20 protein-coding genes and 1 pseudogene are annotated in these 20201 nt (G+C 41.6%); 16 read left to right on the forward strand and 5 right to left on the reverse strand.

Going from position 1 to position 20201, the window contains the following annotated elements; translation table 11 throughout:
- Nucleotides 1-24: 24 nt before the first annotated feature.
- The 10 genes and pseudogenes from ACFEL9_RS09400 (at nucleotide 25) to ACFEL9_RS09445 (ending at nucleotide 9281) form a co-directional block, all read left to right on the forward strand.
- Nucleotides 25-2190: a xanthine dehydrogenase family protein molybdopterin-binding subunit gene (locus ACFEL9_RS09400; protein WP_385888826.1), complete on the forward strand. Its 2166-nt coding sequence runs from the start codon at nucleotides 25-27 to the stop codon at nucleotides 2188-2190.
- A gap of 27 nt (nucleotides 2191-2217) precedes the next feature.
- Nucleotides 2218-3555, forward strand: coding sequence for a cation:proton antiporter (locus tag ACFEL9_RS09405; protein ID WP_385888829.1), 1338 nt, complete (start codon nucleotides 2218-2220; stop codon nucleotides 3553-3555).
- A gap of 115 nt (nucleotides 3556-3670) precedes the next feature.
- Nucleotides 3671-4288, forward strand: coding sequence for a Crp/Fnr family transcriptional regulator (locus ACFEL9_RS09410; protein WP_385888831.1), 618 nt, complete (start codon nucleotides 3671-3673; stop codon nucleotides 4286-4288).
- Nucleotides 4289-4466: 178 nt separating this feature from the next.
- Nucleotides 4467-5051: pseudogene (locus tag ACFEL9_RS09415) on the forward strand (NADPH-dependent F420 reductase); the annotation flags it as partial.
- 108 nt (nucleotides 5052-5159) lie between these two features.
- Nucleotides 5160-5834: a hypothetical protein gene (locus tag ACFEL9_RS09420; RefSeq protein ID WP_385888834.1), complete on the forward strand. Its 675-nt coding sequence runs from the start codon at nucleotides 5160-5162 to the stop codon at nucleotides 5832-5834.
- Between the two features lie 92 nt (nucleotides 5835-5926).
- On the forward strand, nucleotides 5927-7573 hold the full coding sequence (locus ACFEL9_RS09425) for an acyl-CoA carboxylase subunit beta (RefSeq protein WP_385888836.1): 1647 nt from the start codon (nucleotides 5927-5929) through the stop codon (nucleotides 7571-7573).
- 58 nt (nucleotides 7574-7631) lie between these two features.
- Entirely contained in the window at nucleotides 7632-8201 is a 570-nt protein-coding gene (locus tag ACFEL9_RS09430) for an Xre family toxin-antitoxin system antitoxin (protein WP_385888839.1), read from the forward strand.
- Entirely contained in the window at nucleotides 8201-8656 is a 456-nt protein-coding gene (locus ACFEL9_RS09435) for an RES family NAD+ phosphorylase (protein WP_385888842.1), read from the forward strand. The genes ACFEL9_RS09430 and ACFEL9_RS09435 overlap by 1 nt, the downstream gene beginning before the upstream one ends.
- Before the next feature lie 2 nt (nucleotides 8657-8658).
- Nucleotides 8659-9144, forward strand: a complete 486-nt coding sequence (gene rnhA, locus ACFEL9_RS09440) for a ribonuclease HI (RefSeq protein ID WP_385888845.1) — start codon at nucleotides 8659-8661, stop codon at nucleotides 9142-9144.
- A gap of 41 nt (nucleotides 9145-9185) precedes the next feature.
- Nucleotides 9186-9281: a hypothetical protein gene (locus ACFEL9_RS09445; RefSeq protein WP_512701508.1), complete on the forward strand. Its 96-nt coding sequence runs from the start codon at nucleotides 9186-9188 to the stop codon at nucleotides 9279-9281.
- Nucleotides 9282-9357: 76 nt separating this feature from the next.
- On the opposite strand, the gene ACFEL9_RS09450 is transcribed toward ACFEL9_RS09445, so the two are convergent.
- Both ACFEL9_RS09450 and manA read right to left on the reverse strand, forming a co-directional pair.
- The gene (locus tag ACFEL9_RS09450) at nucleotides 9358-9924 is read right to left on the reverse strand and encodes a DUF6580 family putative transport protein (RefSeq protein ID WP_385888847.1); all 567 of its coding nucleotides are present in this window, start codon (nucleotides 9922-9924) and stop codon (nucleotides 9358-9360) included.
- An 81-nt stretch (nucleotides 9925-10005) separates the two neighbouring features.
- Entirely contained in the window at nucleotides 10006-11217 is a 1212-nt protein-coding gene (gene manA / locus ACFEL9_RS09455) for a mannose-6-phosphate isomerase, class I (protein ID WP_385888850.1), read from the reverse strand.
- A gap of 34 nt (nucleotides 11218-11251) precedes the next feature.
- Here manA and ACFEL9_RS09460 point away from each other — a divergent pair, with 34 nt between their 5' ends.
- Complete coding sequence (locus ACFEL9_RS09460) at nucleotides 11252-11608, forward strand: YraN family protein (RefSeq protein WP_385888851.1); 357 nt, start codon at nucleotides 11252-11254, stop codon at nucleotides 11606-11608.
- A 63-nt stretch (nucleotides 11609-11671) separates the two neighbouring features.
- On the opposite strand, the gene ACFEL9_RS09465 is transcribed toward ACFEL9_RS09460, so the two are convergent.
- A complete protein-coding gene (locus ACFEL9_RS09465) occupies nucleotides 11672-12190 on the reverse strand; it encodes a YkgJ family cysteine cluster protein (RefSeq protein WP_385888853.1) in 519 nt (172 codons plus the stop codon).
- Nucleotides 12191-12265: 75 nt separating this feature from the next.
- Here ACFEL9_RS09465 and ACFEL9_RS09470 point away from each other — a divergent pair, with 75 nt between their 5' ends.
- Nucleotides 12266-12925, forward strand: a complete 660-nt coding sequence (locus ACFEL9_RS09470; RefSeq protein ID WP_385888856.1) for a hypothetical protein — start codon at nucleotides 12266-12268, stop codon at nucleotides 12923-12925.
- 76 nt (nucleotides 12926-13001) lie between these two features.
- Nucleotides 13002-13904, forward strand: a complete 903-nt coding sequence (xerD, locus tag ACFEL9_RS09475) for a site-specific tyrosine recombinase XerD (protein WP_385888858.1) — start codon at nucleotides 13002-13004, stop codon at nucleotides 13902-13904.
- A 1-nt stretch (nucleotide 13905) separates the two neighbouring features.
- Here xerD and ACFEL9_RS09480 read toward each other — a convergent pair whose 3' ends face one another.
- Both ACFEL9_RS09480 and ACFEL9_RS09485 read right to left on the reverse strand, forming a co-directional pair.
- Nucleotides 13906-14949 (reverse strand): T9SS type A sorting domain-containing protein, encoded by a 1044-nt coding sequence (locus tag ACFEL9_RS09480; protein WP_385888860.1) that lies wholly within the window; start codon nucleotides 14947-14949, stop codon nucleotides 13906-13908.
- Between the two features lie 199 nt (nucleotides 14950-15148).
- Nucleotides 15149-17176: a vWA domain-containing protein gene (locus ACFEL9_RS09485; RefSeq protein ID WP_385888862.1), complete on the reverse strand. Its 2028-nt coding sequence runs from the start codon at nucleotides 17174-17176 to the stop codon at nucleotides 15149-15151.
- Nucleotides 17177-17223: 47 nt separating this feature from the next.
- On the opposite strand from ACFEL9_RS09485, the gene ACFEL9_RS09490 reads away from it, so the two are divergent.
- The 3 genes from ACFEL9_RS09490 to ACFEL9_RS09500 all read left to right on the forward strand — a co-directional run bounded on the left by ACFEL9_RS09490 (nucleotide 17224) and on the right by ACFEL9_RS09500 (nucleotide 20201).
- On the forward strand, nucleotides 17224-17844 hold the full coding sequence (locus tag ACFEL9_RS09490; protein ID WP_385888865.1) for an RNA polymerase sigma factor: 621 nt from the start codon (nucleotides 17224-17226) through the stop codon (nucleotides 17842-17844).
- A gap of 32 nt (nucleotides 17845-17876) precedes the next feature.
- The gene (locus ACFEL9_RS09495) at nucleotides 17877-19253 is read left to right on the forward strand and encodes a carboxypeptidase-like regulatory domain-containing protein (protein WP_385888868.1); all 1377 of its coding nucleotides are present in this window, start codon (nucleotides 17877-17879) and stop codon (nucleotides 19251-19253) included.
- Nucleotides 19254-19364: 111 nt separating this feature from the next.
- Nucleotides 19365-20201 (forward strand): DUF2911 domain-containing protein, encoded by an 837-nt coding sequence (locus ACFEL9_RS09500; protein ID WP_385888871.1) that lies wholly within the window; start codon nucleotides 19365-19367, stop codon nucleotides 20199-20201.

The raw sequence follows: 20201 nt of genomic DNA on the forward strand, positions 1-20201 counted from the left end.
CACTAACAAAAACAATATTCAGCTATGTCACACAATATAAACCCAAAGACGTTATCCAGGAGAAATTTTATCAAGATTTCTGGCTTGACCGGAACGGCTCTTTGTTTAGGTTTTCACTTTCCTGCAAACAGCAGGGAGGCAAAAATTTTAAGCGGTACCGACGAAGCCACAAGTGTTGAATTGAATGCGTGGATACATATTGATACCTCGGGAAAGGTCACCCTTTTCAGTCATCGTGCCGAAATGGGACAAGGCGTTTACCAGTCCCTGCCACAGATCATTGCCGAAGAACTGGAAGTGAATTTAAACGAGATAAATATTGTTTTTGCTCAGGGGGACAATAAAAAATATGGCAATCAAATAACAGGAGGCAGTTCGAGTGTTCGCGGTTCCTATAAAAATTTACTGAACCTCGGAGCAACAGCAAGAGAAATGCTGATAGAAGCAGCAAGTAACAAATGGAACGTATCCAAAACCGAATGTTATGCAGAAGCGGGACATGTTATACACCGGCCATCAGGAAAAAAGTTTCATTACGGTGAGCTTGTTGTGGATGCATCCAAACTGGAAGCACCAAAGACTGTTAAGCTCAAAGCCCGCTCGGAATATAAACTCATCGGTAAGCCGCTTAACCGGCAAGACACAGCTTTGAAAACAAGCGGCACAGCCATATTTGGTTTGGATAAAAAAATACCCGGAATGCTTTATGCGGCAGTAGAGCGAAATCCACGATTGCGTGGAAAAGTAAAAAGCTTTGATGATAGTGCCGCACGAAAAATACCCGGTGTAAAAAATGTTTTCAAAGTAAGAATGGGAGTATTCAGTACTTATCGTGAGGGTGTGGCTGTTGTAGCTGATTCAACCTGGGCCGCTATACAGGGAAAGAAGGCATTGAAAGTAGAATGGGACGATAGCGGCTTTGAACATTTGAGTACAGCAGAGATTTTCAAACGGCAGGAAGAAGAGCTGAAAACAAAAGAAGGTCTTTCTTTTCGTAAAGCGGGAGATCCCGACAACATCTTACAACAAGCTCAAAAGAAAATTGATGTAGTTTATCAAACTCCCTATCAATCGCACAGTTGCATGGAACCTTTGAATTGCGTTGCTCATTGGCAGGGAGATAAACTGGAAATATGGGGACCGATACAAGCACCCGAGTGGGTTCAGGATTATATCAGCAAAGAGATGGGGTTACCGAGAGAAAGTGTGATCGTAAATCTGACATTTTTGGGTGGAGGTTTTGGAAGAAAAGCGTTTATGGATTATCCGCATGAAGCATCTGTTATTTCTAAAGAGATTGGTGCACCCGTGCAAGTTGTTTGGACCCGTGAAGATGATATGACGCAGGGACCTTATCGTCCGGGGATATCTTACCGCTGTGAAGGAGTTGTCACCAATGGTGAGATCAATGCATTTAAAGTAAGAATGGCCGGACAAAATAATGATCACTGGAGAGGTGGTGATAAGACTAAAGCTAATCGCAGCACATCGGAAGGTTTTTTAAAACCATATTTTGATACGATTAAGAATATAAGTTTTGCAGAAGTTCTGTTTGAAACGCCTATACCCACGATGTGGTGGCGTTCCGTATATGCTTCCACCAACGGGTTTGCCTATGAAAGCTTCATGGATGAATTAGCCATTGCAGCAGGTAAAGATCCGCTTGATTTCAGAAGACAATATCTGAAAGACGAACGTTTACATCGTCAAATAGACAAAATAGAAGAAGTATCTGGCTGGAAAAAAAGGAAGAAAAATGAAGGCTACGGAGTGGCTATCACGGAGTGCTTTGCCAGTACGGTTGGACAGGTAGTGAAAGTATCAAAACAAACTGATGGAAAAATAAAAATTGACCATGTCTGGGCGGTGATAGATTGTGGCTGGTATGTAAATCCTGATACCATCAAAGCCCAGGCGGAAGGAAGTATTGTAATGGCGTTAGGTGCAGCCACTATGCATGAGATAATCTTTAAAGACGGAATGACACAACAACGGAATTTTTATGCCTATAACATGCCGCGCATAAACGATATTCCTCCTATAGAAGTGCACATCATGGAAAACGATGCGGATGCGGGTGGCGTTGGTGAACCAGGTCTGCCTGCCTTCACCCCTGCCCTTACTAATGCGATCTATGATCTAACAGGCAAGCGAATCAGAAAACTTCCTTTTAGTCTAAATACAATTTGATAAACTATCGGTTTTGCTTTCCCAATTGTGATCCTTACATCCTGTGTAATTGCATTCGTATCCAATGCACTCATTCCAGGATTTACTTTAGCATTGGGGTTTTTGTTGGGTGGAATCATATCGCCGCCCGATGCAATTTCAGCAACTACTATTATGCGTCGTATAGATGTTCCAAAATCACTGGGGAGTCTTGTTGAAGGTGAAAGTTTGCTTAACGATGCTTCATCTCTGATTGTATTTCGTTTTGCATTAGCAGCGGTGATTACCGGGCAATTTCATTTTCAGGAGGCGGCTACCAGCTTTTTTGTCGTTATCACAATGGGAATACTTATTGGTCTTTTGGTGGGAGTTATTTTTTATGCCATTCATCGCTGGCTGCCTACTACACCAAGCATTGATATTGTTTTAACCTTCGTCACTCCTTACTGTATGTATTATTTCGCAGAGCATTTTCATTTTTCAGGTGTGCTTGCGGTAGTAAGTGGCGGCCTTTTTTTATCAAGCCAGCGCAATAACATGTTAAGCTACGAAAGCCGGCTACAAGGAGTAAATGTGTGGACCAATATTGTCTTTGTACTGAATGGTTTGATCTTTTTATTAATCGGGCTTCAATTGCCTTTCATTACACAACAACTCGGTGATATCAGCTTGGCCACGGCCATCTGGTATGGATTGGCAATTTCTGCCGTGCTCATTCTTACACGATTGCTTTGCACATTTGGCACTTCCCTTTTTACAAAAGCAGCGAGTCGTTTTATTACAGTGGCAGATGCCGATCCGGGATGGAAAGGGCCGCTGATCTTTGGCTGGGCCGGTATGCGTGGTGTGGTTTCTTTGGCGGCAGCGCTTTCGATACCATTGCTAATAGAGGGCAAGCCTTTCCCCTATCGCAACCTGATCTTGTTTATTACTTTTATTGTTATTATCGTCACTCTTGTTTTGCAGGGATTGACACTGCCGTGGCTGATCAGGAAAGTAAAGCCCGAAGATAAACACACTCCAATATCCGGAGATAAACAGGAATTAATTATTCAAAAGCAATTAGTACAGACTTCCCTGCAAACACTCGAAAAGAAATATAGTGAAGATTGCCGTTTAAATATGCATGTAAATAATTTGCATGCAAGGCTGAAACTTAATTTTTTTGAGCAGGTAGCTGACAAATTAAATCATGCAGGGGATAATTCTTTAAAAAGCTATCAAACCATTTATATTGACTTGTTGGAACAACAGCGAAACTTACTCAATAAAATGAACCGTTCCGAGGAGTTTGATGAAGAATTGATCAGAAAATATCTTTCGCTGATCGATCTTGAAGAATTTAATATCCGGGAAAAAACATTACGGGAACCTTACTCTGATTAGGTGAACATGCCAGAATGAATAATCAATTTGCTTTACTAAATATACCTGCTGATGCATTTATAGCTTTTTATGGGATAACTTTAAGCGTTTTTATACCTGATGTTTTACTTATAAAATGAAACCTGCAGACACTCAAGCATCGATTGAACCATTGCTTAGCTACTTCGATGGCCTTATACCACTAAACAAGGATGAGAAAGAATTGGTTGTGGCGAAATTTCACCATCGCCTCTTTCGCAAGAGACAATATGTATTACAGGAAGGAAACCTATGTACACATTTCTATTTTGTTGTACGAGGCTGTTTAAGGATGTATAAAATAGACGAAAAGGGCTTTACTCATATCCTTCAATTTGCCACCGAAAACTGGTGGATCAATGATCTTGGTAGCTTTCACAGCATAAGTCCATCCGGATTAAATATTGATGCCTTGGAAGATACAGTTGTCTTACAAATCAGCCGTGCTGATCTTATATCGCTCTACATCCAGGCACCAAAATTTGACCGTATTTTTCGGGTGCTCATAGAAAACAGTTTTGTTCGGCTGCAGGAACGATTACTACAAAACATCAGCTCAACTGCAGAAGAACGTTATCAATCGTTTGTCGACATCTATCCTCATTTAGTCAACCGTCTTTCACAAGTGCAAATAGCTTCTTTTTTAGGCATAACCCCGGAATTTTTGAGCCGTTTGCGAAACCGGCGGAGCAAGGCCCCTAAATCAAAATCTTAACCCAGTTCAAGACTATTTCTTAAACCAGGTCATTGGATGCCCCCTGCCTATTGTTGGAGATTTGTATTCACAATTCAATCATCACAATAAAAAAGAAATAGTCATGTCACAAGTATCAAACAAATCAACAATCGCTGTTATCGGACTTGGTAATATTGGTTAAGCTGTTGCTGCCAATCTTGTAAAAGGTAATCGTTCTGTAGTAATCGCTGATCGTAAACTGGATAAAGCAAAAGAACTTTCCGGGAAGTTAGGGAGCTTAGCTCAACCGATGGAAATTCCCGCTGCTATCAAAGAAGCTGATATTATTGTATTTGCCGTTTGGTTCGATGCCATCAAAGAATTGCTAGGCAAATATGCCGCAGAACTCCGTGGAAAAATCATCGTTGACCCTTCCAATCCTATTGCACCGGATGACAAAGGAGGTTTCAAAAAAATAATTGATGAAAAAGAATCAGCTGGCGAAATACTTTCTACACTCCTTCCCGAAGGCGCAAAACTTGCCAAAGCATTGGGAACATTAGGAGTTGCATCACTCACAAATACCGCCTTCCAAAAACCTGAACCTGCCGTTCTGTTTTATGCAACAGATGATACTGGTATTAATGCAGCAATTGAAGACCTGATCCGTGATAATGGTTTTGAGCCTGTCCGTATCGTGGGTATCGACCAATCCATTCGCATTGAAGTTTTTGGTGACTTGCATGAATTTGGCGCACTTGGTAAAACGGTTACGTTAGCTGAAGCGAAAGAAAAGCTTTAACTGATCAGAGCACAAAATCCTAAAATCAATTGGCGGACGATAAAGTCAAATAAAATAAATGAACTCATCAATTCCTTTTGGTTAAAGAATAATAAAAAAAAAGGACAAATGAAAAGCGTAATATTTACAATAATCAGCTGCTGTCTTGTCGCATCACTTAGTATGTATGCACAAAATCTCAAATTTGACAAAAATAAACTCGAGGCAGTTAACGTATCTGTATCTATGACTAAGCTAATGAACAAAGAAGTTGTGAAGGTCATAAAAGATTCTACTATAAAGGAATTTGATGAACCTACTTTCGCTATAGCAAATGGAATTGAATTTAATAACGGCACTATAGAAGTAAGCGTTTTGAGCAGACTTCTGCCAAATGCGCCTGAGTTGGCAAGAGGTTTTATTGGAATTGCTTTTAGAATAAACGATAGTAACTCAAAATTTGAATGCATCTATATTCGTCCGGCTAATGGGAGAGCTAACAGCCAATTAAGAAGAAACCGCTCGATTCAGTATTTTTCTTATCCCGACTACAAGTTTGAACGTCTTAGAAAAGAAGCTCCGGGGGAATATGAATCATATGCAGATATGGGATTGAACGAATGGATAAAACTGAAAATTATAGTGAAAGATACCCAGGCAAAACTTTTCATAAACGACAATAAACAGCCATCACTGATTGTAAATGATTTGAAACATGGAGCAGATCCTTCGGGAGCCATCGGACTTTGGGTCGACGCAGGGACAGAAGGTTTCTTCTCTGATTTAAAAATTCATAAAGAGTGACCGGTATAAAATCTGCCGCCAGGGGTTGTCACCCCTTCGACTCCGCTCAGGGTCACAGCCCCTTCCCTATCTTTGCCACATAACGGTTTCGTATGAATATTGAATTCAACAGGCAGGAGGATGCAATGAAATGTTCGCTGAGCTCGATGCGCCAAAAGCTGGAAAAGATCTATGAGGGCGGTGGCAAAAAAGCCATGGCCAAACAAAAAGAAAAAAATAAACTCACTCCCCGTGAACGAATCAGTTATTTAACGGATATCGATAAACCTTTTATCGAGATCGGCGCCTTTGCCGGTTTTGAGATGTATGAAGAGCAAGGAGGTTGCCCGGCCGGCGGAACAGTAGCCGGCATTGGCTATGTGAGCGGCCGGCAATGTGTCATCCTTGCCAACGATCAAACAGTAAAAGCCGGCGCCTGGTTTCCTATCACGGGTAAAAAGAACCTGCGATTACAGGAAATCGCCATGGAAAATCATTTGCCCGTCATTTACCTGGTTGATAGCGCCGGGGTATTTTTGCCCATGCAGGATGAGATCTTTCCGGATAAAGAACATTTCGGCCGCATCTTTCGCAACAATGCCCGCATGAGTGGGATGGGTATTACTCAGATCGCTGCCGTGATGGGAGCCTGCGTGGCCGGTGGTGCTTATTTACCGATCATGAGTGATGAAACGCTGATGGTGGAAGGAAATGGTTCTATTTTTCTAGCAGGTCCTTATCTCGTAAAAGCAGCCATCGGTGAAGATGTTGATGCTGAAACATTGGGTGGAGCTATAACACATACTGAAATATCTGGCATTGCAGATTATAAATTCAAGACAGAGCAGGAATGCATGGATCATATCAAGAAAATGATCTCTATGCTGGGCTCAAAGGAAAAAGCAGGGTTTGACCGGATTGCTCCTGTTTCTCCTGCAAAAAATCCGGCAGAGTTATATGGCATTTTCCCGAGTGACGGAAAGCCCTATGATATATTGGAAGTGATCGAGCGGATAGTAGATGCATTACCGGGAGCAAAAAACAGTTCTTCGTTTGAACAATTCAAAGAAGATTATGGTAAAACCATTGTTTGTGGCTATGGTCGCATCGATGGCTGGGCAGTTGGGATTGTCGCCAATCAACGAAAAATTGTAAAAAGCAAAAAAGGAGAAATGCAGATGGGCGGTGTCATTTATAACGACAGTGCTGACAAGGCTGCCCGTTTTATTCTAAACTGTAACCAGAAAAAAATACCGTTGGTTTTCTTACAAGATGTTACGGGTTTTATGGTAGGCAGCCGAAGCGAACATGCGGGTATCATCAAAGATGGAGCAAAGATGGTTAATGCCGTAGCCAATTCTGTTGTGCCCAAGATTACCATTGTTATGGGCAACTCGTATGGGGCGGGCAACTATGCTATGTGCGGCAAGGCTTATGATCCCCGTTTTATTTACGCATGGCCCACAGCCAAAATTGCCGTAATGGGTGGCGACCAGGCGGCCAAAACCCTGTTACAAATTGAAGTGGCATCAAAAAAAGCCAAAGGAGAAACGCTGAATGCAGAAGATGAACAAAAACTACTCGACAAAATAAAAGGCCGCTATGATAAACAAACCTCACCTTATTATGCTGCGGCACGGCTGTGGGTGGATGATATTATTGATCCTCTTAAAACCAGGATGCTGATATCAGAAGGAATCCATGCGGCCAGTCACAACAAAGAAATCAATGAACTGCAAACAGGTGTGTTCCAGGTATAAAAAAATTTGACAAACCGGACAAATGGCCGTACATTGTGGACAAGTTTCAAAAGGGAGTATGGCAAGCAAACAGCAACGCATCAAAACGCACAAAAAACAAGTCACTGCAAACTACGAGTCAATAGTAGAAGAAGCAGCGGCAGCTTATAACGTACCGCCATTAATCCCGGTACATGGCATAAAGCAGGCAGGCAACTACGTAAAACGTTCGTTGGCACTGATGGGCGTTGCCAATATTGCACCTTTTAACACGGTAGAAAACGTTGCCGATTTTATTGTTTGTATTCGTGAAGGAGTTCCCAAAAAAGCATTGGATAATTTAATAGAAGTGACAGGTATTACCACACTTGAAATGGCTGATATTGTCAGAACCTCAGACCGTACACTCCGACGATATTCTCCTAAGCAAAAACTAAATGCGGAGCAATCGGAAAGAGTAATAGAGCTTGCAAAAGTATATAGCCGCGGCGAAGAGGTTTTTGGCACTCTCGATGCCTTTAAAGAGTGGATGAACAGTACAGTCATGGCATTAGGCAATAAAAAACCCAAAGAATTTTTAGACACTTCTATGGGTATTGAAATGCTGATGGATGAATTAGGAAGAATTGAACATGGAATCTTTGCCTGATGAATGTCTACCGGATCAGCAAATGCGAATATATAACTGACCTGCACGGAACGGGTGCGGCCATGTTCCCCGGACGATGGCACAGCAAGGGCACCTATATTCTTTATACGGCAGCAACGCCTTCGCTGGCTTTACTGGAAAGCGTAGTACATATCTCCAACATTGCCGTTTCTTCTTATTGCATGATCTGTTTAGCTATTCCGGAAGATAAAATACAGACAATACAGGCAAATGAACTCCCGGCAAACTGGTTTGTAAATCCTGCACCAGATCAGCTTAAGTCAATCGGGGATAATTTTATTAAGGAAAATAAATGGCTGGCATTAAAAATCCCTTCGGCCATCATGCCCGAGGAAAATAATTTTTTGCTGAACCCCAATCACCCTGGTTTTAAAAAGGTGAAGATTATATACACGAGGAATATTCCTATTGATGAACGCTTTTTAAAAAAATAAAAATGGTAGCTGCAAGTGGCATCACGATATATACAGATGGTTCTTCAAGAGGTAATCCGGGGCCAGGAGGCTATGGAACCATATTAATGTTTGGCGATAAAAGAAAAGAACTTTCCCAGGGCTTTCGGTTGACTACAAACAATCGAATGGAATTGATGGCCGTTATTGCAGGGCTAGAAGCTTTGAAGAAAGATGGTATTCCTATAACGATCTTCTCCGATAGTCAATACGTTGTAAAAGCCATTGAACAGGGCTGGCTGAAAAACTGGATAGCTACCGACTTCAAAGGCGGGAAAAAAAATAAAGACCTTTGGATGAAGTATCACCATTTATCACAAAACAAGAGCATACGATTTGTATGGGTCAGAGGTCATGCCGATAATCCTTACAATAACCGGTGTGACGAACTGGCGACTGCCGCGGCTGATGGCAGGAACCTGTTAACGGATGAAGGTTATGAGCAGGATAAGAATTCTCTTTTTACATAATAACCAGGTCGAATAAACATGGCGAATATCTTATACTAGTACTGGATTGCCCGCTGTTTAAAGAAAGAATTGATGCAACTGTTATAGAAAAATTACATCACCAAAATTGCTGGTTTGGGAACCTGGTTTTACAATAACTGAAGACCTTGAATTGATTCAAACAAAAAGCCATCCGTCTGTGACGAATGGCTTTAAAATTTTTGTATGAGACGATCAAGCAATGGTCAGTACGGCCTTCTTTCTTGTCATATAGTTATACAACAATAAAATAGCCGGCAGGAAAACCAATGTAGCGATCAATGCATTTTTATAAAATGGAAGACCGGCAGCATAGCAGGTCATTAGCCCGCTGAAATCCCTGGAATATGTTACTTCGGCACTCAACCAGACATTGAAATTGGAAATCAGGAAAAACACTGTAGGTGCTGCAATTGCTCCAACTAGCAGGTTGGAATAGCTTCTTCCTTTAAGCAGCCAGCCAATCAATGTTGCGGATAAGAGAATAAGATAATTTTTCCATTGACCGCCATAAAAACCTGCATAAGGAAAAAGATCCTGCATATACAAAAACTGAATCACCACATCGCTTATAAACAAAGCCAGTAGTGGCAATAAGAATGATGTATCTTTTTGCCTAACGATGAAACCGGAGAAAAGAGCGATAGCAATAACGGGTGAAAATCCCGACCAATCAGGATTGGGGCCGAAAAAATATTTACAAACCGTGGCCAGTACAATTAACAACAGGGTGAAAACAATTAATCTTGCGCTGATCTTCATAATAAGTAATTAAAAAACTTTAAAGTGTATTTTAATCCCACCACAAAAATAGTTGAATTGAGCTGAATTTTTGATTTAAGCTTAGTTAACAGGAACGGTTGCCTTAAAAAGCCATGAAGGTTCATTAGCAGTTACTTTTATTTCATGACCGGGAAATACTATGGCAGATGGCTGACCTTTCTCTAAAATAACTTTACTATCCATGTTTGAAATTTCTGTCTGCCCGTCTATCAGCAATATCACTTCGGCTGTATGCGGTATGAAAGAAATACTGTCGCCCTTATGCAAAGCAAAACTGCTTAATTCAAAATCTGGCGCCGGTGTTTTATAGGTAAGTTCAAGCCCGTTTTTGACTCCCTTCAATATTTCCGGATGTGTTGCTTCACATTTTACATGTTTCAATAATTCAGGTACATCAATATGCTTATTGGTCAGCCCGCCCCGTAATACATTATCCGAACTGGCCATGATCTCTACATTCTGTCCTTCGAGATAAGCATGCGGCACACCGGCATCCTGAAAGATGGCTTCTCCCCTGTGCAATACAACCAGGTTAAAAAGATAAACAGAGAAGATACCCCTGTCAATTTTTCCAGGTTGCGAAAAGCTAAGAGATCCTTTCGCCGCCCAGTAGTCTGCCTGCGATCTGTTCAATTTACCTTCCTTGTATAAGGGAATGATGCGATCCAGCAAAGGTTGCAATTGAGCATTCACTTGTTCCTGCGGTAACTCCATCAGCTTTTTGTAAAGACCTTTATAACCTGATTGCTCAAAGACCGGCAATAGCGAACCCAATTCAGGAACACTCTTTAATGTCTTCTTTATTTTATCTTCTGGTTTGAAGCCATGCAGCAGCCAAAAATCTCCCATGGCAACCATCAATTCAGGTTTGTGATTTTCATCTTTATAATTACGCTTCGGAGAATCCAGTGGAATTCCTTTTAAGGTTTCCTCTTTATAATCCCTTTCAGCATCAGCTTTGGATGGATGTACCTGGATAGAAAGCATATCTTTTACATCCAATGCTTTCAACAAATAGGGCATGGTACCAAAATGTCTCGCAACGTAGTCACCCATTGCTGTTGGAGAGTCCGTAGTAAAATAATCATGCAGCATACGAACATCTCCATCCGGCAGTAATACTTTACATTCAGCCGCGGGATGAATGCCCAGCCAATATTCTGCAAAGGGGAGTTTTTGATCATTTGACTGCTTCAGCAAAGAAGGAATAAAATTATATCCACCCCAATCATAATGCTTAACAGCTCCGGCTAATGGCGCAATAACGTACATAAAAAAAACTTATCTTAAAGCAAATATAGATTGCATGGCTTCACATAACAAATTTGGCGCAGACGGGGAGAACCTGGCTGCCGAATGGCTGAAAGAAAGGGGCTATGAAATACTATATCGCAACTGGCGGCACAAGTATTATGAAATTGATATTATTGCCTTGAAAAACAAGATGCTCCATTTTATTGAAGTAAAATCCCGGAATAACACCACCATTGGCTTTCCCGAAGACAGCGTAACGAAAAAGAAATTTAAAAGTCTTCAAAAAGCAGCTAATGAGTTTCTTTTTTTAAACCCGGGACATAAGTGGATACAATATGATGTATTATCCATTACCGTTTATAATAACAAGGAGCCAGATTTCTTCTTGCTCGAAGACGTGTTTCTATGAGAGTCGATGGACCACGGTCAATAGACCATAGCCTTGGGCTTTCTGCGAATTATAGGTTATCGATTACCTGCCTGCTTCTATCGATTGCTTCATTTTTTCAACAAGCTTGTATGTAGCAGGACAATATTCAATATTTTGCTTATGCACATGTGAATATTCGTGAAACTTCTTCGTCATATGGGGAAAGCCGGCACAATCAGCTGGCCTTACTTCATAAATGCTGCATTTGTTATCTGCCAAATTTAAAAATTGACAGGGCTGTTTCTTATTCAACCAGTCGCCATCTTTTTTTCGCTCCTTATAGAGCCATTTGTTCTTGAACTCTTCTACCGTTTCGCCAAAGTGGGCAGCGATCCTTTTCATATCAGCGTTGGTAAAAGTGGGCGTCATTGTTTTGCAGCAGTTGGCGCAAGACAGGCAGTCTACTTCCTCCCACACTTCTTTCTCCAATGTAGCCGTGAGGGTATTAATCTTTTTAGGCGGTTCATTTTCCAGCTTGGTCAAAAATCTCCTGAAGCTACGTTTATTATCGCCTGCTTTCTTTTTAAATACCTTGAGATTTACCGGGATCATTTCACTCATGCGCCGAAGGTAAAATAATTTTAAACCCGAAAGTTTTTCATTGGCTATTTTTGTTTGATCACAAAACCAATAAATATGAGACTATTTATCATCCTGACTTTTTTTGTTGCATTAACCTCGCTGTTTGGATCATGTAAATCCGAGTCGTCGGTGGCGCCTACTTTTTGCGACACCAGTTGCCTGAAGGATTCAATTAAGTTTACCAAAGAAGAACACCCGTTAAAGCCATATGTGTATATCAGTGCATCCAAATGCATAGCTGATACGCTTACCTGGAGCTATATTGACATGGGAGCCAACCGGAAAATGGGCCTGCCTGATTTTTTGGGCACACCCGTTCATATCAATAAAGACAATATCACCTGTTTTATAAAAGACACCAGCTATGCCTGGGTATTATTCAACGACTGCAGCAACGGCCGTGGCTATTCACTAAAAATACCGTTTAATAAAAAAGACAATATTGGCAGAAAAAGCAGCACCATCAATAAATTTGATCCCAAATTTTCAGTGGCTGATGGCCTGGTGGCTTTCTCAGACCGCGGAAATCTTTTTGTCGAAGACATGGCAACCGGAAAAACAGCAATGATGACCTTTGGCGCCAAAGCCGATATTGATTACGATGCGATACATGAAACTGTTGATTCGGTAAACGTAACCCCTACCCGCTTGTGGGCGAGAGTGAAGTTGGGCAATGAATGGAAAACATTTGAAAAAAATATCGAATTGAAGTGATTTCAATATTTCTCCGTCGTTAAATTTTATACATCGAAAATTTCCGATTGCCTGTTTCCAATTCCAAAGTTCTCTTATGTGGGATAGTTATAAGAAAGGATATAAAGCCTATTTGCAACTGGAGAAATCCCTGTCTGATAATTCTGTTGAAGCCTACCTGCGGGATATTGATAAATTGACACAATACCTGCAGGAGGCTTCTTCGCTTAAAACACCGGCTGATGTTGAATTAAAGGACCTGCAGCATTTTATCAAATGGGTCGCGGAGTTGGGTATGACAGCCTCTTCACAGGCAAGGATGATATCCGGTATCAAATCATTTTATAAATATTGCCTGCTGGAGAATATTTCCCGTGTTGATCCTACTGTATTGCTGGAAGCACCCAAACTGAAAAGATCATTGCCGGATGTATTGAGTTTTGATGAGATTGAAGCAATGATCTCAAAAATTGACCTGAGCAAACCAGATGGTGGCAGAAATAAAGCAATCATTGAAACCATGTATAGCTGTGGCCTTCGGGTCAGTGAAACCGTGAATCTTAAAATATCACAGCTCTACCTCGACGTTGGTTTTATCCGGGTGATCGGCAAGGGAGATAAAGAAAGATTGGTACCTATTGGCAGCAGCGCCATTCATTTTATTAATATTTATAAAAACGAAATAAGAGTTCATACCCAACCCAGGCATGGCAACGAGGATATTCTCTTTCTCAATAGCCGGGGCACATTACTTTCAAGAGTAATGATATTTTTGATCATTAAGGATCTTGCCAAAAAAGCTGGCATCCGAAAAACAGTATCACCGCATACATTGCGTCACTCCTTTGCCACTCATCTCGTAGAAGGCGGCGCCGATCTCAGGGCGGTACAGGAAATGCTGGGGCATGAAAGCATTACCACCACGGAGATCTATACTCACCTCGATCGTGAATTTTTACGAAAAACATTGGAGCAGTTTCATCCTGCATTTAAAGGATGAACTACTGTACCACGATTTTTTCTGTAAATTCTTTGTTCGAATCTTTGCTTGTTACTTTCAACATATAAACACCAGCCGGTAAACCAGGGATTACTATGTTTGTTGGGCCGGAATACTTATCAAGCCTTCTTTGTTGTGTCAATATCAACTGGCCTGACATAGTATAAAGTTGAAATTGGTAGTCACCTTTTTTTTGATTTCGAAGATCGATTGTGATCGCATTGTTGCTCCTAACCGGATTGGGATAAACCTTTGCTGATAGTGGAGAAGGCAGGATTTTATTCAACAAGGTATCAAGGGAAAAAGTACATTTCGTCGTAACGCTAACCGCACCTGTATATCGAACGGCCCCCTTTGTCGATATGTTACCGACAACGACTACATCCCCAACCAAAGCCGATTCATTCGTCAATACCACGTAGACGCAGTCAGTTTTCTGGCTCATATCGATCGCAGTCTCGTTGGATTCGAAGCCTATACATGAGCTAACCAGCACAACTTGCTTTTCAAAACCCGGATAAACAAGATGGAAACTTCCCGTACTGTCTGCCGCCGCACCAATCGTAGTTCCTTTAATAAAAACAGATGCGTAGGGAATTCCATTGCCATCTCCATCAGTCACAACACCCCTTATTTCTGCAAATTTGGGTAAGTCTATTTCTTTAACGATAAGTCCCACTATTTCCCCTTGTGATGCAGGTACAATCACTGTAGTATTCTTAGTTACTTTCACTTCTCCTTGTGCAGACGTCTTCAATGAAAGAAAAAAAGCAGGGAGGGCAAACTGAAAAAAGTATTTTACCCATTGAATCCGCTTCTTTGGAATTTCGATAGGCCGGTCCAACTGCGCATTCATAAAACGTCCGCACACAGAACCCGTCATTGGTTTTCGAAAAAATTCAACAAGTTGTGTATCGCTCATACTGGTGAAGTCTATTACTTGCTTCTGACAGGAGCCGCAAAATTTTCCTTTATCAACGGGCTTCATTTGATCCCAACTTTCATGACAAGGACCAGGAATGTTCAATTGTATATGCTTTCTCATAAAACAATTTTGGCTATGTAGTGATGATTGTTTTTAAGATTCTTATTTCCAATTAATCCATAAAATCTTATAAATCCCGGTTCAGATAATAGGGGGCCGGTAGAAACCAGCCCCGTCTGATGCTGATGAATATTTCAGCACCGGCTGTTAAAGGTTAATTATAATACGGTCGCTGAAATCGATTGTTACACGTGCAGTTCTAATTCTCTTGCAAAACTTTCTTCATCGCAGTTTCTTCTTTGTCCACTTCACCTTTCCCTTTCACTAATAACTGTGCACTTTCTACCAGGCGGATAAACTCTGAGCGATAACCTTCTTCATCATTCCCTTTTGCCTTCTTCGCAAGATTAATGACATTGTCATAGGAGGCTTGCGATTTGAAAATTGAGCTGCGCAGCAGCATTCCAAATTCAGCCACTGATGCCGCAAACCGGAAGTTATCAGAAGTGTTGGCAATTGACAGCTGATGATCCTTCACGGCATGTTCGATCAATTTGCTTATATCGCCATCCGGAGCCTTATAGCGAAATTTCACCGTGATCAGTTCATTAGCATGTGAGGCTTTTCTTGTATCTCCATCTCCCTTCTGATATTTCAAAGGATCAACATCTTTCAGAAAGTTGGTTTTAATACCCGCAGGAATTATTTCGTACAGCGCTGTTACCCTATGGCCGCTTCCCAGTTCACCGGCATCTTTTTTATCATCATTAAAATCTTCTTTCGCCAACAACCTGTTTTCATAACCGATCAATCGATAGCCCTGCACTTTAGCAGGATTAAATTCGATTTGCAGCTTGACATCTTTAGCAATGGTGAACAATGTACCGCCAAACTCGTTTACCAGTACTTTTTTGGCTTCACTGATGCGGTCGATATAAGCATGGTTGCCATTTCCTTTATCGGCGAGTTTTTGCATCTTGCTGTCTTTATAATTTCCCATACCATATCCCAGCACGGTCAGAAATACACCGCTCTTTCTCTCCTCTTCTATTAACCGTTCCATGGCATCATCACTACTTTCACCAACATTGAAATCTCCATCCGTGCATAGTATGACCCTATTGTTACCTCCCTTTTCAAAAAAGTCTTTGGCGGTTTTATAAGCAAGCCTGATACCGGCGCCGCCGGCAGTGGATCCACCTGCTTCCAAATTATCGATCGCATCTTTAATAGTTGTTTTTTGATCACCACTGGTTGGTTGCAACACGAGTCCCGCCGCACCGGCATATACGACGATTGAAACTCTGTCTTTTTCCCGTAACTGCTCCACCAGCATTTTCATCGACGCTTTTACCAGTGGCAACTTATTAGGCATATTCATAGAGCCCGATACATCAATCAGGAATACCAGATTGGATGCAGGTAAATTGCCTGTTGGAATTTTTTTACCCTGCAAGCCGATCAACACAAGTTTGTGTTCTTTATTCCAGGGAGCATCCGAAATCTCCGTATTGATGGAAAAAGGATCACCCTCTTTTGGCTGCGGATAATCATAATGAAAATAATTGATCATTTCCTCTATCCGCACAGCTCCCGCTGGCGGCAGCTGTCCCAGGTTGAGGAAGCGACGCACATTACTATACGATGCAGCATCTACATCAATTGAAAAGGTGGACAAAGGATTGTCTGCTGATTTCAAAAAAGCATTTTCAGTGATATAATCATAGCCTTCCGTATTAAAATCTTCTGCAACCGGATCATGGTAACCTTGCCTGTTCTCTTTTTTAAAAGAGGAGTTGCCACGAATTCGAATTGCTTTGTTTGATCCTGGGCTATTAACTTGCACTCCAGCCACCCGGCCCTGCAATGAATTATCAACTGGAACTCTTGACCCATATATTGCCGATGGATTCACTGTAGTCGTCGATGCTGTCAAACTCATTTTCTTTTGCGTTGAATAACCCGTCACCACTACTTCCTGCAGCGTTGCAGCTGAGGTTATCAGCGCCACATTGATGGTCGTCCTGCCGCCGATATTTATTTCCTGCGATTGATACCCCACCGCAGAAAAAACGAGGACGTCATTTTTGTTTGTAGTGCTGATTTGGTAAGTTCCATCCTGTGCTGACAAAGCTGCTTGCTTAGTTCCTTTTATAAGAATACTGGCCGAAGCAATGGCATTTCCCTGGTCATCGGTAATTTTTCCACTCACTGTATGATAGGCGATTGGCCGAAATGCCAGGAACAAGGCTATAGCCGGTAAAAGCATAAAAATTATTCGTTGCATAAACTGTGTTTTCAGGAACAGATGACCTTTTTTTAGCAATTGCATAAATGCCCGGGAATTTTTTATTCGCTAATTTTAGCGCATTGACTTTTTTAAAGAACATACCGGATAATACTATTGACGACAACGAGTTGATAGAACTGTATAAGCAGGCGGGTGACCTCACCATATTGGGCCGGCTCTACCAGCGATATATGGACCTGGTTTACGGGGTATGCCTGAAGTACTTAAAGGATCCTGAACCAGCGAAAGACGCCGTGATGCAAATTTTTGAAGAGTTGGTATCGAAAGTGAAAAAACATGATATAGAAAATTTCCGGGGCTGGTTGCACCAGGTGGCTAAAAATCATTGCCTGATGCAATTGAGAACGCCTAAAAACCTGAAAACGGTCGAACTCAAAACCGAACTTGTGCAAAGCGGAGAAAATGTGCATCTTAATGGCATACTGGAGAAAGAAGAAAATTTTAAAAAACTGGAATATTGTATCGGCACCTTGTCTAATGATCAGCAGGTGGCTATCCGGTTATTTTACCTGGAAGAAAAATGTTATAATGAAATAGTGGAAATAACCGGCCAGGAATGGAACCAGGTCAGGAGTTTTATCCAAAATGGAAGGAGAAACTTAAGATTATGTATGGAAAAAAACCAGGAGTTTAAAATAGGGTAATGGCAACAAAGTGTTTTTAATTTTGTAAAGGGATGGCAGACGGGCACAACATATTATTTACAGCCGCTGATATTGAAAGATATCACCGCGGACTGATGTCTTCGAAGGAAAGGCACGCCATTGAAAAAGCGGCACTGGATGATCCATTCCTGGCGGATGCATTGGAAGGTTATGCCAATACCTCAACCTTCGGTGAAGATATCTCAGAATTAAAGCAACGACTCGCCGAAAGAACCGGAGAAAAAAAGAAAGTTATCCCAATAGCCGTAAACAAACTCTCTTTTTCGTGGTGGAAAGTTGCCGCAATGATCGTACTAGTAGCAGGCGCCGGGCTATTGGTTTACCAGTTTGCATTCAATGCCCAAAAAGAAGATATAGCGCAGTCGTCGCAACCGAAAGATTTAAATCAACAAAAAAATGAACCCGAAAAAGCTATTCCTCCTGCACCAGGCGATAGTGTAAGTACCGCTACAGAATCTGCAAGGCCGACCGATGAAAACCCCACCGGGGATAACCAGGAATCAGTAAAAATTAAAAAAAGAGAAGATATAAAGCAGGCAACTCCTTCCGCACCCCGGATAGCAACGGCCGCTCTTGCGAAAGATTCAGTCAATCCTGACGATGTGGCTGGTATTGTAGCAGAAAAGACAACAGATGAATTAAAATCGGATAACACAAAGTACAAGAAATCATTTCTTGTAAAAGAGCAAACTCGCCCGGTCGCTCAACCTGCTGCTTCACCAAGCTACTCACAAGCGGATGGAAAAGTCGCTGCCGCCTCTCAAAACATGGAAGCCATTCAAGGCCGTCAGGCTTTTAATCAGGCTAACGTCTTTCGGGGCAGAGTAACAGATATTTATAATAATGCCCTGCCTTTTTCCAATATCACCAATAAAGAGGATAATATCGGCACCTATAGCGATGCCAATGGATATTTTACGCTTACTTCGCCTGATACTGTTTTAAACGTACAAGTAAAGTCTATAGGTTTTGTAAGTGACAACGTGCTGTTGAATAATAAAGTGGCCAGTAACCAGGTCTATTTGCAGGAAGACAGGAATAGTTTGGCAGAAGTAGTATTGAGCAACAAAAAGGTCAACACCAGTCGTACAAGAAATAATCATATGGTGCTGGATGAGGCCGAACCAGCCGACGGATGGAACAACTATGATCTTTATCTCGCCAATAACCTGAAGACTCCTGAAACTTTCAAGGACAAACAAGAGGGCTCGCAAGGAGAAGTTGAGCTTAGTTTCGAAGTCAGTAAATCGGGTGAACCCATAAACATTACCGTGAAAAGATCACTCTGCGAAAGTTGCGATAAGGAAGCGATACGCTTGTTAAAAGAAGGTCCCAAATGGAAACGCAAGGCAAAAAAAGGAAAGGCTACCGTGACTATTTCTTTTTAATATACAAAGCCCTGTACAAATACGATTGAGTTGACCGTAACCTGCTTCGTAGTTCTAATCTTTTACTTATCATCCCTTCCCCTAACTTTGCCATTCAACTAAATGTTTTCTATGAAGAAGATCATACTATCAGCAATAGCTGCTTGCACACTCGTTGTATCAAATGCACAATTGAAAACACCGGCTCCAAGCCCCGGCCAGACTATCAAGCAAGATTTTGGACTGTCAACCATTGAACTTTCCTATTCCCGCCCCGGGGTTAAAGGAAGAAAAATTTTTGGCGATATAGTTCCTTATGGCAATGTTTGGCGGACTGGTGCCAACAATGCCACTACCCTCACCTTTGGTGATGAAGTGACCATAGGAGGTACTAAAATTCCGGCTGGCAAGTACGGTTTGCTGACCATTCCGGAAAAAAACACCTGGACCATAATCATCACTAAACAAACTGATGTAACAAGTCCTGCTGCTTACAAGCAAGATATGGATGTAGTAAGGGTGCCTGTTGCTGTATCCAAAACAAAAAAAGCCGCTGAATCATTTACCATGCAATTTGCCAATGTAAAACCAACGAGCTGCGAATTGCAGATTATGTGGGATAAATCAGCTGTGACCTTGCCTATCGCCACTGATATCGACAGTAAAATTATGGCCAGTATTGAATCAGCCATGAAATCAGAAAAGCCACCCTACTTCCAGGCCGCCATGTATTATATGGAAAATGGTAAAGACCTGAACCAGGCACTTACGTGGTTTAATAAAGCTGTAGAAGCGCAACCTAATGCATTCTGGGTTCAGCACCAATGGGCAAATTGTCTTGCTAAATTGGGTCAGAAAAATGAAGCGAAGGCCGCGGCTTTGAAATCAAAAGAACTGGCTATCGCCGCCAAAAATGATGACTATGTAAAACTGAATGATAAATTATTGAAAGAACTGGCAAAAAACTAA

Source organism: Terrimonas alba (genome assembly GCF_042434975.1).
In the GTDB taxonomy this organism is placed as follows: Bacteria; Bacteroidota; Bacteroidia; order Chitinophagales; family Chitinophagaceae; genus Terrimonas_B; species Terrimonas_B alba.